The sequence below is a fragment of the Allofournierella sp. genome, assembly GCF_048388525.1.
Classification (GTDB): Bacteria; Bacillota; Clostridia; order Oscillospirales; family Ruminococcaceae; genus BQOK01.
In genome coordinates this window covers 69,332-85,309 of sequence record NZ_DBGCTQ010000049.1, presented here as the reverse complement: position 1 = coordinate 85,309, position 15,978 = coordinate 69,332, and the positions used below count along the sequence as shown (strand labels likewise).

Sequence of the window (15,978 nt, the reverse complement as noted above, 5' to 3'; positions counted from 1 at the left end):
CAAAAATTGGTAATTGTTTGTCGATGGAAAATACTGGTAAATAAATCGCATTCGTGGTATACTTGCCTCACAGGCAGGAAAAACCGCTGAACTGCCCGCAAAAGGGCTGGTTTTGCGGCAGGCCGCGGGTGCGTTTTTTTGTTTTGCGCCCCGCTGCGGGCTGGTTTTGCATTGCGGCCAAAGGAAAGGGGAATACGGAAATGTTACAACATCGGGTCAAAAGCATCGGCAAAATTTTGCTGCTGGCGCCCCAGCAGATCGAACCGTCGCCTTTTCAGGCGCGCACAAATTTCGACCAGCAGGAAATCGCCCGCCTTGCGCTCAGCATCGCCCAGAACGGCCTTTTGCAGCCGGTCACGGTGCGCAAGGTGCAAAACGGCCGTTACCAGCTGATCGCGGGCGAGCGGCGCCTGCGCGCCTGCAAACTGGCGGGCCTCACCGAGATCCCGGCCATCCTGTGCGATTATGAAGACGACCAGACCGCGGCCTTGGGCCTTTTGGAAAATGTGCAGCGGCAGGGGCTCGACCCCTTCGAGCAGGCCCGGGGCATTAAAGAGGTCATCGCCCTGTGGGGCTGCACCCAGGAAGAGGCTGCCCGCCGCCTGGGCATTGCGCAGCCCACCCTGAACAACAAGCTGCGGCTGCTGGCGCTCACGGCGCAGCAGCAGGAATACTGCGTGGCCCACGGCCTTACCGAGCGCCATGCCCGGGCGGTGCTCCGGCTGCCCGCCGAGCAGCAGCGCACCCAGGCCCTGGAGCAATTTGTAAAGCAGAGCATGAACGCCCGCCAGGCCGACGCCTATGTGGAGCGCCTTCTCACCGATAAGCCCCGCCACAGGCACGCGATCCCCATGGTGCGGGACGTGCGCATTTTTGTGAACACCATCAACCGGGCGGTGCGCCTGATGGTGGATGCGGGAGTACCCGCCAGCACCAAGCGCACGGAAGGGGAGGGGTATGTGGAATACACGGTCCACATTCCCACCGCCACCAGCGCCAGCTCGTAACAAAGCCCTTAACAAGCGCAAGGCTCTTGCCGGAAGCTCCGGCGGGGGCCTTGCGTTTTTTATTCCGGTTTTATTTTTTGTTTCGCCAAGCGCCCGCCTGTTTGCGCTCCAGCCGCACATCTGTTTTGCGCCTTCCTGCCCGGAGCTGCGTTCGCTCCCTTTTGGCCCCTATCGCTGCGGTAAGCTCTTCTTCCGCACCTCACTCCCCGCAGCCTTGTTTCCGCCACTCATCCGTTCCCTCACTGTTCAGATCCCTCTCGGCTGTCCATCTCTGTCCGGCTGGCTTCTTCGGCCGTGGTTACCTGTTTGCGCCCCAGCGGCCCCCTTCCAGCCAGGCCGCCCATTCCGTCTGGCCGCCTATTCTTACCTGGCCGCCCATTTTCGCCTGGCCCCTCATTTCGGCCTGGCCCCTTCATTCCCGCCTGGCCCCTTCATTCCCGCCTGGCCCCTCATTCCCGCCTGGCCCCTCATTCCCGCCTCAGCTGTCCATTCCTTCCCAAATGTTCCACGTGGAACATTTGGGAAGGTTTTTTGCTTCTGAAAAACTCCAAACTTTCTTTTCTGTTTACTCGCATGAAATTCAATTTACAGGGGAAGAATGTTCCACGTGGAACATTCTTCCCCTGTAAGCAAGCTTTGGAGCTTCTTCCTGAAAACCACTATATCTTGTGAGAAGAGGCGTAAATTGGGGATGAAACGAAAAAACCACAAGATATTGCCCGTTTAAAAACCCCAAAACCTATGTTATAATAGCAACTACAGGCCTGCGCCGTAAAAAACACAAAATCAAACCGTTGCACGGCTTCCAGGTACAAAACTGCAAAATTTTCCGACAATTTCCTCCCCTGTGCCGGGGTAAATCCGGCAGGGGAAACAGATCATGTGGGAGGCACAAATTTTGGGTAAAGTGATCGCAGTGGCAAACCAAAAAGGCGGCGTGGGCAAAAGCACCACGGCAGTAAACCTTTCTTCCTGTGTGGCGGCCGAGGGCAAAAAGGTTCTGGTTGTAGACCTGGACCCTCAGGGCAACAGCACCAGCGGATACGGCATTTCCAAGCGCAGCGTGGGCAAAAGCGTCTACGAGCTGCTGATCGGCGAGGCCAAGGCCGAGGAAGCCATTCTGCCCACCCAGTTCCAGGTGGACATCATCCCCTCCAACATTCAGCTCTCCGGCGCGGTGGTGGAACTGGTCAACCTGCCCCGCCGCGAAAGCCGCCTGCGGGAGGCGTTGGCTGGTGTGACCGGGAAATACGATTACATATTCATCGACTGCCCGCCCAGCCTGGATCTGCTCACCCTCAACGGCCTGTGCGCCTGCGATTCGGTGCTCATCCCCATCCAGTGCGAATACTACGCGCTGGAAGGCCTGTCGGAATTGATGAGTACCCTCAAAACAGTGCGCAAAATGTATAACCGCTATCTGGAAATCGAGGGCGTGGTGTTCACCATGTATGCCGGCCGGCTCAATCTGACCCTGCAGGTGGTGGACCAGGTGAAAAAGTTTTTTGGCGACAAGGTCTACAAAACCACTGTGCCCCGCAACGTGCGCCTGTCCGAAGCGCCCAGCTACGGCATGCCCATCAACCATTATGACCCGGTGAGCAAGGGCAGCGAGGCCTACAGGGATATGGCCAGGGAACTGCTGCGCAACAACCGTTAAAAGGAGGAATAGAATGGCACCGAAAAAAGGAGGTCTCGGGCGGGGCCTGGAAAGCCTGTTCGAGGAAACGGCCCGGGATGTGGGCGGCGGGGGAGTCGAGACCCTGCCCCTGCGGGAAATTGAGCCGGATAAGGATCAGCCCCGCAAATCGTTCAGCGACGAAAGCCTGGCGGAATTGGCCGCCAGCATTACGGAGCACGGGGTGCTGCAGCCCATCACTGTGCGCTCCGCCCCCAGTGGGGGATACAAGATCATTGCCGGTGAACGCCGCTGGCGGGCCGCCCGCCTGGCAGGTCTCACGGAAGTTCCGGTAGTCATTAAAGACGTGACCGAGAGCGAGGCCATGGAGCTGGCCCTGATCGAAAACCTGCAGCGCGAGGACCTGGACCCGGTGGAGGAAGCGTTCGGCTACCGCCAGCTCATGGACCGGTGCGGCCTCACCCAGGAACAGGCGGCAAAAAAGCTGGGCAAAAGCCGCAGCGCTGTGGCCAATAGCCTGCGCCTTTTAAATCTCCCGGAAAAAGTGCTGGAATGGCTGCAGAAAGGGGCGCTCAGCACTGGGCATGCAAAGGTGATCCTGGGCCTGGAAGATCAGGAAAAACAGCTTGCCGCCGCTGCCGCCGTGGTGGAAAACGGGCTCAATGTGCGCCAGACCGAGGCGCTGTGCAAAAAGCTGGCCAGGCCCGAGCCGCAAAAAAAACCTGAGCCGCAGCGCCCGGCCCTTCCGGGCGAGGTGGAAATAGCCCTGCGGGAAACCCTGGGCAACGAGGTGAGGGTGGATTATAAAAACGGCCGGGGCAGCCTGACGGTACACTTTTACTCGGATGCTCAGCTCACCGCCTTTGCCAATCTGCTGGGCGGTTACCAGAAAGAAACCACAAACTGAAATAAAGGGGAACAAAACACTATGCTGGATCTGCGTTTTGTTCGGGAAAACCCGGACGCCGTAAAAGAAAACATCAAAAAGAAGTTCCAGGATGCCAAGCTTCCGCTGGTGGACCAGGTGCTGGCTCTGGACGCTGAAAACCGCGCTGTCGTCACCGAGGCGAACACCCTGCGGGCCGAGCGCAATGCCCTGTCCAAAAAGGTGGGCATGCTGATGGGGCAGGCGAAAAAGGATCCCACCAAGCTGGCCGAGGCCGAGGTGGCCAAGGCCCAGGTGGCAGCTCAGGCTGACCGGTTGAAAGAGCTGGAAGAAAAAGAAGCGCAGCTGGATGAAAAAATCCGGGAGATTATGCTGGTCATCCCCAATATGATTGACCCAAGCGTGCCCATCGGGCCGGACGACAGCCACAATATGGAGGTGCAGCGCTTTGGCGAACCGGCAGTGCCGGATTTTGAAATTCCTTATCACACCGAGATCATGGAGAGCTTTGGCGGCATTGATCTGGACAGCGCCCGCCGGGTGGCCGGCAACGGCTTTTATTACCTGCTGGGCGATATTGCCCGCCTGCACGAGGCGGTGCTGGCCTATGCCCGCGACTTCATGATCGACAAGGGTTTCACCTATGTGATCCCGCCCTTTATGATGCACGGCAGCGTGGTGCAGGGCGTTATGAGCTTCCCCGAAATGGATGCCATGATGTACAAGATCGAAGGGGAAGACCTGTATCTGATCGGAACCAGCGAGCACACCATGATCGGCCGCTTTGTGGATCAGCTCATTCCGGAAAATCAGCTGCCCCAAACCCTCACGAGTTACAGCCCCTGCTTCCGCAAGGAAAAGGGCGCCCATGGCCTGGAGGAACGGGGCGTATACCGCATCCATCAGTTCGAAAAGCAGGAAATGATCGTGGTCTGCAAACCCGAAGAAAGTATGGACTGGTATGAAAAGCTGTGGCGCAACAGTGTGGAGCTGTTCCGCAGCCTGGATATTCCGGTGCGTCAGCTGGAGTGCTGCTCGGGAGATTTGGCAGACCTGAAGGTGAAAAGCTGCGATATCGAAGCGTGGAGCCCCCGCCAGCAAAAATACTTCGAGGTGTGCAGCTGCTCCAACCTGGGCGATGCCCAGAGCCGCAGGCTAAAGATCCGGGTCAAGGGCGAGGACGGCCGCAATTACCTTCCTCACACTTTGAACAACACCTGCGTGGCGCCTCCGCGTATGCTGATCGCATTTTTGGAAAACAACCTGCAGGCCGACGGCAGCGTGTTGGTTCCTGAGGTCCTGCGGCCCTATATGGGCGGCAAAGAAAAATTGCTGCCCAAACAAGGCTAATTGCAGAAGCAGCAAAAGGTGCGGGGCAAAATTTTCCGGCCCCGCGCCTTTTGTTTTGCAGGGGATAATTTTGTAAAAACGGGGCAAAAAAGTATTGACAAGCCCCAGCCTGTTTAATATAATATAAGGGCGCCTTTCAAACGGCGGATAAATGTGGCGGTATAGCTCAGTTGGCTAGAGCATTCGGTTCATACCCGAAGTGTCACCGGTTCGAATCCAGTTACCGCTACCACTGATACAAGGTTTAGCTAGAATACATGGGGGGTCGCCCGCAATAGTGGGCGACAAAATGCTTGCTGTTTTAGCTAAGCCTTGTATTTATAAGGCCCGTTGGTCAAGCGGTCAAGACATCGCCCTTTCACGGCGGTAACCCGGGTTCGATTCCCGGACGGGTCACCAAAAAAAGAGAACCAAACCGTACCCCGGTTTGGTTCTCTTTTTTTGGCATGGGCCGTGGGAATCGAACAGGGCGGCGGGCCGCAGCCCGCAAGCAACAGCCCGGTGGGCTGTTGCTTAGCCCGCGAGGGACGGGGCCCGGAAAGCAAAAAACCAAAGGGGGAGATCCCAGCAAAAACCGTACCCCGGTTTGGTTCTCTTTTTTTGGCATGGCCCGTGGGAATCGAACAGAAAGGCAACCCTTTCGTTTTTTATGTAAGGATAATATCCAGCAATTCAGGGGGACTGGCAACCAGGCGCTCGGCTCCTGCATTCTGCAGTTCCGTTTTGCCGCGGAACCCCCACAACACCCCGCAGGCAGGCAGGCCCGCATTGTGGGCGGTGAAAACATCCACGTCGCTGTCGCCTACAAAAAGAGTGCTTTGGGGCACGGCGCCCATACGGGCCATCAGGGCCTTTGCCCCGGCAGGATCGGGTTTGGGGGGCACGCCGGGCACTGCACCCTGCACAAAGGAAAACACACCCGGAAAATAGTATTCCACCACAGCCTGAGCAAGGCGGTGCTCCTTGTTGGTGAGTACCCCAAAGCAGATTCCGGCAGAGGAAAGATGATTCAGCAGGTCGGAAATGCCGGGATAGGGCGCGGTGGCATCCTGTTTGTGAAGCCCATAACGGGCTTCAAAGGCTGCCAGTGTGTGCGCCAGCTGCTGCGGCCCGCGGGCCTGGGGTGGGGTAAACCGCTCACAGAGCCTGGGAATGCCATTGCCCACAAACCGCTTGTATTCCTCTAAAGTATGCTGTGGCCAGCCGTTTTGGGCGCAGACCCAATTGGCAGCGTCGGCCAGATCCTGAATGGTATTCAGCAGCGTGCCGTCCAGGTCAAAAAGTACAGTATGGTACATTGCATGGCCCTTTCTCTTTAATCTGCCAGCTTGAGCTGGTCGGCCTGATAGCGTTTGATGCCGCGAAGCTTTATCCTGCGGCGGCAGGGCAGCCGCAGCGTAAAATTGCAGCGGGCCACGTTTTCGGAAAAAGGCGTTTGAAACGTGGAAAAAGCCCGGTCCCGAGTAAATATACACAGGCTGTGCCGGGTAAACCAGCGGCTATACTGGATCGCCAGGGTATGGTTGGAATTGCGATGCACCCCTTCGGTAAACCAGGCTTCAAGGGAAACCAAAACCAGGCCCAGGCTGAGCAGTAGCGGAATGATCAGCACAGGGGTAAGTTGAGGCAGCTGCCACACCGATACCCCGGCCAGAGCGCCGCAGAAGGCAAAGGCAGTTCCACCTTTCCACAGAAATTGGGGCAGAGAACGGTCCGCGACCGGACCCAGCGCAGCAGGACATAGGCGGAATTGAGGCATCAAAGCTTCCAAAAGCGCTTCCTGACCCTTTTTATAAACAAGGATGGGGATATCGCCGCCATCAAAGCTGCCCGCGCACAGATACACCGGATAACGGCGCAGCAACCGGGCCGAGGGAGTGGTGCGCACGTCGCACCAGATCACAGCACTGGCCAGGATGCGCCGCTCGATATGGTTTACGTGGCCACCCTTGGCAAGAATGACCCCGCCGCTGCGGCTGACCCGGAAACCTGCGGTAGAGAGAAGAGACCAGAAAAGCGCCACGCCCCAAAATACGAAAACAAGCGTAAAGAGCCAGGCCACACCCGCCGGCAAAAACAATTCGGCAATCTGCTCGATGCGGGTAAGATTATCCAGCGCCAGGTGATTGAGCTGTTCCTCGATCCCCTCGCCGAGAATGCGGGTAGTTTCCCGCGCACTCACCCACAAAAGAGCTGCGGTGGTGGCAATGTTGGCGCTCAGTACGGTAAAGCGGATGCGCTCGGCACCGGTAGGCTCAAAAAAGGTGGCGTCCGAACGCACAGGAAGCATGGTTTCGGCCAAAATGGCAGCCTGGTGCTTTGGCAAAAAAAACTGCACCGTTTTAAAATGGGCGCTGCGGGCGGCATAAACGGTGACCCGGCTGGCCCCCAGCAAGCGCAGCCACAGGGGGCGGCTTTGTTCCAAAACAGCCACCTGATTGCAGGGGAGGGTGATCTGGCGCGTGATAAGAAACCCAAGCTTCAGAGTGAGAGCTTCCTGTGTGAGGGAAAAGCCGGCCTGCCGCCACAGCCACACCGAGATCACCGCCATCACCACCAGAATCACAGCATCCTGCCGAAGTGCGGTGTAAAGGCTTTGCAAGTCAAAACGAATCAGGGCCTGCAGCATAGGAACCAGGCAGAGGATAAGGCCATAACGTATAAATTTCGCGATATATACAAAATGGAAACGGCCTTGCACTTGTATCGCGCTCATGAGCGACCCCCCTGCAGCGCTTCCACCAGCCGGTCGGCAGTTTCGTCGGCGATACCGGGGAGGATGAGTACGGCGCCGCTGGTATAAAGAAGCAACAAACTGCACCGGCAGGCCCGCAAAAGGGGAGTGCGAAAGCGGGAAATGCCGGTCACAAAGCGGGTGGGTACCCGATGATTGGTTTTAAAAAGGATTCCCTGGGCAAGGCGCACCTCACCCAGGGAAACACTGCCCTCCAGCGTGCGTGCGCGCAGAGGAGCCAACCAAAGCGCAAGAAGGCTCCATGCAACCAAAAAAGCGGCCCCGCCCCAAAAGGTCTGCCAAAACAAAAAAGGCGAAATCACCGCACCGGGCAAAAACAGCCATAGGCCAAGGACCTTCGAACCCGCGGGATCGATGCGAAAATGCAGCACACCGCACACCTCCTCTCACAAAAATCACAGAATACCCAAAGCGCCTCGCTGTCAGTGTTCGGCCAGGCCCCAATCTGCCGCAAGCTCGTGCATCGCGGTATCCCGCGCAACGCAGAGAACCTTATCGCCAGAGCGCACCTCGGTGTTGCCGCGGGGGATCAACAATTCACCCGAACGAGTGATGGAGATAATGACCGCATCCTGGGAAATGGGGATATTGGCCAGGCTTTTGCCGTGGTACTTAAACTCCTCCGGTACCTGGATCTCGATCAGGGTGGCGGTGCCGCCCGCCAGGCTGAGCACCTGCTGAATGGCGGCAGTTTCCACCTCGCGCTCCAAAATGCGGGCCAGATTGTCGGTGCTGGACACCGCAATGTCCACCCCCAGCTTGCGCAGAACGACCGCATTTTTGGGATTGTTGACCCGGGCTACCGTTTTTTCCACAGCAAAAGCCTTTTTGGCGATCTGGCAGGTAATGAGGTTGACCTCATCCCGGCCGGTCACCGCCACAAGGGCCTGGCATTTGTCGCACCCGGCGGCCCGCAGGTACTCCACTGTGGAGCCGTCGCCATTCGTCACCGGGATATCCAGCTCATTCGCGATCTGCTCGCATAGTTTGTGATCCCGTTCCAAAACGCGGGGCTGGTGGCCGTGGGCAAGCAGGGTCTTTGCCATATAATAACCCACCTTGCCGCCGCCTACGATTAACACTTTCATGAATGTTTGCTTCCTTTCAGTCCGCGATGCGGGCATAGATAATGGCGTCGCCCTGGCGCAGCACAGGGCTGGGCTGCGCGGCCAATTCCATTGAGCCGTTTTGGTGCAGCACCCCGAACACCGCCTCGCCCCGGGGCGCCTTGATCCGGTTTAAAAGGCGGCCCACATCATGCTCAGTAGCCGGCACGGTAAAAAAGGCAGCGGTGGAAGCGCCCACGGTAAGGGTTCGGCTTTCCTGATCCTGCAGAACGCCCAGCAGCATGCTTTGCACCGATAGATTGGTGGGGCACACGGCTTGAATGCCGTACTGTTTCACAAAAAAGTCCTTCAGCGTGGGGTCGGTGATGCGGGCCACCACCCGCTCCACCCCAAACACCTCGCGGGCGATCTGGGCCACCATGATATTTACGCTGTCGTCGTTGGTGGACACCACCGCCGCATCGCAGGTTTCAATGCCCGCCCGCCGCAGCACATCAGTGTCGATGGGGATGCCCGCATGGGCCTCGCCTGAAAATTCATAGCCCTCAAAGCCGTCCAGTCGCTCCAGTTCGGCGGGGTCGGCATCCAGCACCGACACCTCGTGCCCCAGCTGTTCCAGAATGCGCACCAGGTTTGCACCCGCGCGGCCGCAGCCAACCACCAAAATATTCAAAAACAAACACCTCGTTTTATTATAAGATGCCCCGGATGGGCTGCGCTCAAACGCCGCAGGGGCAGCCCCAGAAAAGGATATGCCGGCCAGGGCTGTTTCAGACAAAGCTCTGCGCCCGTTCCGGCGCCCCTTATTATACTTTATTTATAGGGTAAAAGAAAGAGCGGGCAGCAAAAAAGCGTTCTGTTTTAAAAGCGGATATGCTATACTGATACAATAGGTCATAAAGACCCAGACCACAAAGAGACGAGGCAGAAGCAATGGAATATTTGAAGACGATCCTTTACGGCATCATTGAAGGGATCACCGAATGGCTGCCCATCAGCAGCACCGGCCATTTGATCCTGGCTGAAAAGCTTTTGGATATGCCCTACAGCGACGAGTTTATGAGCATGTTCCGGGTGGTCATCCAGCTGGGCGCCATTCTTGCGGTGGTCCTGCTGTATTTCCCCAAGCTCTGGCCTTTTTGCACAGACCCGGCCAAAAAATTTGTAAAAAAAGACACCTGGACCCTCTGGTTTAAAATTTTGGTGGCGACCCTCCCAGCGCTGGTACTGGGGCTTTTGTTCGATGACTGGCTGGACGCCCATCTGTACAACTACATCACCGTGGCGGTTATGCTGATCCTGTACGGTGTGCTGTTCCTGGTGGTGGAAAACCGCCGCCGTACCCCCACAGTGACCGACCTTTCACAACTGAGCTATAAACAGGCGCTCGTGATCGGATTTTGGCAGGTGCTGGCCATGATCCCCGGCACCTCCCGCAGCGGAGCCACCATTGTAGGCGGCCTTTTACTTGGGGCCAGCCGGCCGGTGGTCACCGAGTTCACCTTTTTTTTGGCGATTCCGGTGATGTTTGGCGCCAGCCTTCTGAAAGCCGTGAAATACCTGGCAGCCGGCCTGACCTTTACCGGCGGCGAAGTGACTGCGCTGGCAGTGGCCTGTGTGACCGCGTTTTTGGTGAGCGTGGCCGCCATCAAATTCCTGGTGGGGTTTGTAAAAAAGCACGACTTCAAACCGTTCGGCTGGTACCGCATTGTGCTGGGAACAGTGGTTCTGGCGGCGGCGCTGCTGGGCTTTTGATCAAAAGCGGTAGGAATAGCGGCAAGAATGGCCCCGGCACCGAGCCCGGGGATGAAAGGAGAATGAAAATATGGAAAAATCACTGGTATATTACACCGACCTGCGGGCGCGCCCCGGCATGAACCTGCCAAAAAAACTGCAGGGGCTTGTGAGAGCCGCGGGTTTGGGAAAAATCGATATGGACCAAAAGTTCGTGGCCATCAAGATCCATTTTGGCGAGCCGGGCAATCTGTCGTATCTGCGGCCAGGTTATGCGAAAGCCCTGGCCGATGTGATCCGGGAGATGGGCGGCCGGCCCTTTTTGACCGACTGCAATACTTTGTACGTGGGGCGGCGCAAGCATGCACTGGAGCACATCGAGGCCGCGTACGAAAACGGGTTCACCCCCCTTTCCACCGGCTGCCAGGTTATCATTGCGGACGGACTGAAGGGCACCGACGAGGCGGAGGTGCCAGTGGAAGGCGGCGAGTGCGTGAAGCTGGCCAAGATCGGCCGGGCCATTATGGATGCGGACATTGTAATCAGCCTGAACCATTTTAAGGGGCATGAGTCCACAGGGTTTGGCGGTGCCATTAAAAATTTGGGGATGGGCAGCGGAAGCCGGGCAGGCAAAATGGAGCAGCACAACGCAGGCAAACCCCAGGTGGATCAAACTTTGTGCCGAGGCTGCCACGCCTGTGCAAAAGCCTGCGGCCAGAACGCCATCGACTTTGGCGACGCCGGCAAAGCACTGATCGACCATGGGCGCTGTGTGGGCTGCGGGCGCTGCCTTGCACATTGCAACTTCGACGCCATTCAAAACGAGGACTACAATGCCAACGACGAGTTGAACCGCCGCATGGCCGAGTATGCAAAAGCGGTGGTGCAGCACCGGCCTAATTTCCATATCAGCCTGGTGATCGACGTTTCGCCCAACTGCGACTGCCACGATGAAAACGATGCGCCCATCATTCCGGATGTGGGCATGTTCGCAAGCTTTGACCCAGTGGCACTGGATCAGGCCTGTGCCGATGCCTGCAACAATATGCCCGTGCTGCCCAAAAGCCAACTGGCCGACAACCTGGCGGCGCCCGGCGCGTGCAGCTGCGGCGACCATTTTATTGACTCGGCCCCTACCACCGATTGGCGGGTCTGCCTGGAACATGCCGAGAAGATTGGTCTCGGAAACCGGGAATACGAGCTAAAAATTGTAAAATTGTAAAGATAAAATACTTTTGGTATAGGTGCTGCGCGAAACTGGAATCATCCACCAAAATCGTTGTATTCTGCGGGGAGGGATCGGTCCAGTGACCTATGGAATTTTGATAAAAATCATTCGATCGCTATTTTCATCATCCTGTACATAAGTAGTTTATAGTGTAGTTCATTTCACACCCATTGCGGCTTTAACCCCGCCCTCCGCCGAAATGTATGCAGGGTTGGGAAGCGCCGCGGTTCTCTCCGTGGCCTTTTAGTGCGGAGAAAAGGGATGAGCGGGCCCAAAAGTCTGTCCGGTGGGAAAACACGTCAATTCCGATGATGAATTCACTGTTTACGGCCACCTGAACATTTTTTAACGCAAATAACGAGGTTAGGAAACCAAAAGGGGTTCCTAACCTCGTTATTCTTTAACTCCTATTCTGCAACGCGACTTTTTAGGAATAAGAAATAAATCACACCCGATCACTGCGAACGGACAGATACGGAGGAACCAAGATAGTACTCGGAAAACTTGTTGGATAAGGCTTTGGCAGTCTGAAACTGTTTGGGAGTGCAGCCATAAAGCAGGCGGAACTGCCGGGAAAAATAGCTGGAACTATTAAAACCGACACGGGCGGCGGTCTGCCCTACGGTAAGGTTTTCCTGCGTCAGCAAAAGTTTTGCTTTGCAAAGGCGGAACTGACACAGATACTGCTGGAAGCTGGCGGAAAAATTTTCGCGGAACAACCGGCAAAAGTAGCTTTGACTATACGACATCTGCGCCGCAATATCCCGCGAGGTGAGATCGGCGGCATAGGTGCGGTTCAAAAGATCAAATACCCGTGCGCTGAAATCACACCGTGCATCCTTGCGGATCGCGCTGAAAAAGTATTCATATTGCTCCAGCAGCCCAACCAAGAACAAAAGCTGCCCCCGCACCACGAGATCCCAACCCCGGGGGCGCCCCTCACACTGGTGATAGATGCACTGCGCGGCACCAAACAAAGCGGCGGCGCCCGGGGCGGAATGCCGGACTACACGGACTACATCCAGATATCCGGTTTCGATTTGCTTGCAAAGGCCATCTTCCTTGAGAAGGGTCAGATCAAAACAGAAACAAAAATGTGAAAACGATTTTCCCGGAAGAATATGGCCGCTGTGGAGCGAATAAGGGGGAATAAACAGCAGGTCGCCGTCGCCGGCTGTATAATGGACCTGGTCGATCGTCACCTCGCACTGGCCGCACACAACCGCAATTACCTCAAACTCGCTGTGATGGTGGGGCAGCATAAACGGCATGGAAGCCTTAAGCGGCGGTTCGGAAATGGCATAGGTGGCGATAGGAAGCTTGTCGTACCGGATTTGAAAACTATTGTCTAACATTGCGGCGCCTCCCAAGCATAGCGGGCTGACCTAGCGCAAATGTCAACCGTGTGTTAAAAACGAACAAAATTGTGACACTTTCGAGCTTTTTTTTATGGTATCATGAAGCAAACAGAGATGCAAGAGTTTTGCAAAAGCATAGCGAGGGATCAGCCGATGGACCGTCATTCCTATGGATGCGACAGATGGAAGCTCGTGTGCGGCTGCCTTGAAGGGGCCGAGAGCAGGGCAACGGAGATGTTATACGCGGGCGTATCCGCCGAGGTCCCCTACATTCTGGTGGCGGAGACCGCAGAAAAGCTCCGCGACCGGAGCACAGCGAGCCTGCTTTTGGTGGGCACGCGCGAGAGCAACTTTTTGCTGGCACAGGCCGTGCGGGCGGAGGAGATCCCCCCGGAGGGCTATCTTGTGCGGGTGACGGCGAGTCCGTTCGCGCCCGGCCGGCAGATCGCTATCGTGGCGGGCAGCACCCCGGCGCAGACGATCTATGCGGCAGCACATTTTGTCGGCCACTACCTGCTGTTCGCACGGCAGCGAAGCGACCACATGCCCTATTTCCGCGCGGTATTTTCGGGACCAATGCCGGAATACACCGCTGCTGAAGCGCCGACCTTTGCCGAGCGCGGTATTTGGACATGGGGGCACTGCATTTACGACTACCGGCGTTTCGCAGAAAATATGGCGCGGCTGGGCCTGAACGCCATCACTCTTTGGAACGACTTCGCGCCGCTCAACCTGCGGGAGGTAGTGGCGTGCTTTCACAGCTACGGCATCAAAGTAATCCTGGGCTATTCCTGGGGCTGGGACGAACCGGTGGATATCAGCTCGGACGAAGAGCTGGCGCGCTGGAAAAAGCGGGCGGTCGAGGTATATGCGCGTGATTATGAACACGCGGGTGGGGACGGCATCTACATCCAGTCCTTTACCGAAACCGACGCCGAGGAGATAAATGGAGTGCCCATTGCCGAGACGGTGGTAAAGTGGGTGAACACGGTGGGCGGCGCCATGTTGGAGCGGTGGCCCGGTCTGCAGATCCAGTTTGGGCTGCACGCCACCAGCGTGCGCAGGCGCCTGCCCGCCATCCGGGGGGTGGACAGCCGTATCCATATTTTTTGGGAGGACTGCGGGGCCTTTCCCTATGCCTACCTGGCCCGCGCGGTGGAGGGTGAAAAAGAAACGCTGGCGTTTACCGACGAAATAATGGCCCTGCGGCCCGGCTGCGGCTGCGGTGCGGTGCTGAAAGGGCAGGTCTGCCTGGACTGGGACCGGTTTGAACACCAGAAGGGGCCGTTCCTTCTGGGATGTGAAAGCAAAAAAAAGATCCGCGCGCGGATGGAAGCCCTGCGGCCGCAGTGGCACGACGTACAGAGCTACTGGCTCGAGAATCTGGGCCAATGCCGCCGCGCGCTGCAGCATTTAAAGGGCGCGGCGGTCTACGCGCTGGTCGAGGACGCCCTGCTGGAGGAGGCGTGCTGGTACCCGGTGGCGCTGTATGCGGAACTGCTGTGGAGACCGGACGCGCCCGACGCTGAGGTGCTGCGCCGGGTCGCGCAGCGCACGGACGTGACAATGGCGTAATGCTTTGGGGAAGAAGGGCGCTTTTCCGAGAGGCACCCTTGATATACAAACTGAAAAAGCAAAGAAAGTGAGGAGTTGTTATGAGCACCGTACAAGTCGTTCTTATTCTGGCCGTGTTCTTCGGGGCCATCGCCCTGATGATGGCCAAAAAGCTGCCCGCGATCCTGGCGCTGCCACTGATCGGCATCCTTGTGGCTGCGGTCGCCGGGGTGCCATTCCTGACGAGCACGGCGGAGGATGGCCAGACAATCTGCGGCTACGTGATCGGCGCCGGCTCTGCAAAACTGGCCAGCACCATGATCGTTACCATGTTCGGCGCGGTCTTTGCCAAGCTCATTGAGAAGCAAGGCATTGCCGAGACCATCATCCGCAAGGCCGCCGAGCTTGCGGGTGACAAACCGCTTGCGATGGCGTTCGCCCTCACCGCAGCCATCATCGTGATTTTCATCGGCATGAGCGGCGCCGGCCCTGTGATCATGGTGTGCACCATTGCGGTGCCGCTGCTGCTGGCCGCGGGCATTGCCCCGGTGGTGGCGTCCAGCCTTATACTGCTGGGGCTCACCGTCGGGCTGATGTTGAACGTATCCCAGTATCAAATGTTCATCGACACCCTTGGCATGACCCAGGAGCAGGTAAAATCCATGGGTTTGATCCTGGCCGCCATCGGCATTGTGTTCACCATCGTGTACATCCTGGTAAAGGTAAAGCGCACCCCGGTGCGCAGCTCGTGGGCCATGCCGGCCACCCAAAACAAGAAAAAGAGCGTGAACGCGGTGGCACTGTTCACTCCCATCCTCCCGTTCATCCTGGTGTTTGTGTGCAAGATAGACGCGCTGACCAGCCTGATCATTGCCATCCTTTTCACCGTGCTTATCACCACGCCGAGGCAGGCAGTCAATGTGCTCTCGGCCTGCTTTATCGAAGGTATTAAGGATGTGGCTGCCGTCATTGGCCTGATGATCGGCATCGGAATCCTGCTGAACGGCGTCACCGCCGTGGCCACCACCGCCCTGATCCAGCCGCTGGTAACGGCCATCATCCCCAAAACGGCGGTGGGGTACGTGCTGCTGTTCGCGATCCTGTCGCCGCTGGCTTTGTACCGCGGCCCGCTGAACATGTACGGGCTGGGCAGCGGTCTTGCCACCATCATGCTGGCCGCCGGCAGCATGAACCCCTATGCGGTGGGCATGGCGCTGCGCTGCAACACCTTCGTGCAGTGTGCCTCTGACCCCACCAACACGCAGAACGTCATCTGTGCGGACTTTGCGCACGTGGATGTGAACGACATCCTGAAATCGACGCTGCCGTTCACCATGCTCATGTGCTTTGCGGGGCTTGTTTACAGCGCAGTTTTCATCTTCTAAATCGACCTGGAAGCC

The 15,978-nt window shown here is 57.3% G+C and carries 14 protein-coding genes and 2 tRNA genes; 10 read left to right on the top strand and 6 right to left on the bottom strand.

Going from position 1 to position 15,978, the window contains the following annotated elements:
- Positions 1-200 precede the first annotated feature (200 nt).
- The 6 genes from ACMLHZ_RS05750 (at position 201) to ACMLHZ_RS05725 (ending at position 5,281) form a co-directional block, all read left to right on the top strand.
- Positions 201-1,007: a ParB/RepB/Spo0J family partition protein gene (locus tag ACMLHZ_RS05750; RefSeq protein ID WP_418666820.1), complete on the top strand. Its 807-nt coding sequence runs from the start codon at positions 201-203 to the stop codon at positions 1,005-1,007.
- An 898-nt stretch (positions 1,008-1,905) separates the two neighbouring features.
- Positions 1,906-2,667, top strand: a complete 762-nt coding sequence (locus ACMLHZ_RS05745; protein ID WP_418666819.1) for a ParA family protein — start codon at positions 1,906-1,908, stop codon at positions 2,665-2,667.
- Between the two features lie 13 nt (positions 2,668-2,680).
- On the top strand, positions 2,681-3,553 hold the full coding sequence (locus ACMLHZ_RS05740) for a ParB/RepB/Spo0J family partition protein (protein ID WP_418666818.1): 873 nt from the start codon (positions 2,681-2,683) through the stop codon (positions 3,551-3,553).
- A gap of 21 nt (positions 3,554-3,574) precedes the next feature.
- Positions 3,575-4,882, top strand: coding sequence for a serine--tRNA ligase (gene serS, locus ACMLHZ_RS05735; protein ID WP_418666817.1), 1,308 nt, complete (start codon positions 3,575-3,577; stop codon positions 4,880-4,882).
- A 155-nt stretch (positions 4,883-5,037) separates the two neighbouring features.
- A tRNA-Met gene (locus ACMLHZ_RS05730) sits at positions 5,038-5,114 on the top strand.
- 92 nt (positions 5,115-5,206) lie between these two features.
- A tRNA-Glu gene (locus ACMLHZ_RS05725) sits at positions 5,207-5,281 on the top strand.
- Between the two features lie 248 nt (positions 5,282-5,529).
- On the opposite strand, the gene ACMLHZ_RS05720 is transcribed toward ACMLHZ_RS05725, so the two are convergent.
- Genes ACMLHZ_RS05720 through ACMLHZ_RS05700 form a run of 5 tightly spaced genes read right to left on the bottom strand, consistent with a single transcriptional unit; the run spans position 5,530 to position 9,377 of the window.
- On the bottom strand, positions 5,530-6,180 hold the full coding sequence (locus tag ACMLHZ_RS05720; RefSeq protein WP_418666816.1) for an HAD family hydrolase: 651 nt from the start codon (positions 6,178-6,180) through the stop codon (positions 5,530-5,532).
- Positions 6,181-6,197: 17 nt separating this feature from the next.
- Positions 6,198-7,598: a hypothetical protein gene (locus ACMLHZ_RS05715; RefSeq protein WP_418666815.1), complete on the bottom strand. Its 1,401-nt coding sequence runs from the start codon at positions 7,596-7,598 to the stop codon at positions 6,198-6,200.
- On the bottom strand, positions 7,595-8,008 hold the full coding sequence (locus tag ACMLHZ_RS05710; RefSeq protein WP_418666814.1) for a hypothetical protein: 414 nt from the start codon (positions 8,006-8,008) through the stop codon (positions 7,595-7,597). The genes ACMLHZ_RS05715 and ACMLHZ_RS05710 overlap by 4 nt, the downstream gene beginning before the upstream one ends.
- 51 nt (positions 8,009-8,059) lie before the next feature.
- Positions 8,060-8,725: a potassium channel family protein gene (locus tag ACMLHZ_RS05705; protein ID WP_177562285.1), complete on the bottom strand. Its 666-nt coding sequence runs from the start codon at positions 8,723-8,725 to the stop codon at positions 8,060-8,062.
- Between the two features lie 16 nt (positions 8,726-8,741).
- A complete protein-coding gene (locus ACMLHZ_RS05700) occupies positions 8,742-9,377 on the bottom strand; it encodes a potassium channel family protein (RefSeq protein ID WP_418666813.1) in 636 nt (211 codons plus the stop codon).
- Positions 9,378-9,637: 260 nt separating this feature from the next.
- Between ACMLHZ_RS05700 and ACMLHZ_RS05695 the strand changes: the two genes are divergently transcribed.
- Together ACMLHZ_RS05695 and ACMLHZ_RS05690 are read left to right on the top strand one after the other, a co-directional pair.
- Complete coding sequence (locus tag ACMLHZ_RS05695) at positions 9,638-10,459, top strand: undecaprenyl-diphosphate phosphatase (protein ID WP_418455294.1); 822 nt, start codon at positions 9,638-9,640, stop codon at positions 10,457-10,459.
- A gap of 70 nt (positions 10,460-10,529) precedes the next feature.
- Positions 10,530-11,660, top strand: a complete 1,131-nt coding sequence (locus tag ACMLHZ_RS05690) for a DUF362 domain-containing protein (protein ID WP_418666812.1) — start codon at positions 10,530-10,532, stop codon at positions 11,658-11,660.
- A 461-nt stretch (positions 11,661-12,121) separates the two neighbouring features.
- Here ACMLHZ_RS05690 and ACMLHZ_RS05685 read toward each other — a convergent pair whose 3' ends face one another.
- Positions 12,122-12,928 (bottom strand): AraC family transcriptional regulator, encoded by an 807-nt coding sequence (locus ACMLHZ_RS05685; RefSeq protein WP_418666883.1) that lies wholly within the window; start codon positions 12,926-12,928, stop codon positions 12,122-12,124.
- Positions 12,929-13,177: 249 nt separating this feature from the next.
- Here ACMLHZ_RS05685 and ACMLHZ_RS05680 point away from each other — a divergent pair, with 249 nt between their 5' ends.
- Positions 13,178-14,599, top strand: a complete 1,422-nt coding sequence (locus tag ACMLHZ_RS05680) for a hypothetical protein (RefSeq protein ID WP_418666811.1) — start codon at positions 13,178-13,180, stop codon at positions 14,597-14,599.
- 80 nt (positions 14,600-14,679) lie between these two features.
- On the top strand, positions 14,680-15,963 hold the full coding sequence (locus tag ACMLHZ_RS05675; protein WP_418666810.1) for a transporter: 1,284 nt from the start codon (positions 14,680-14,682) through the stop codon (positions 15,961-15,963).
- Positions 15,964-15,978: the final 15 nt, after the last annotated feature.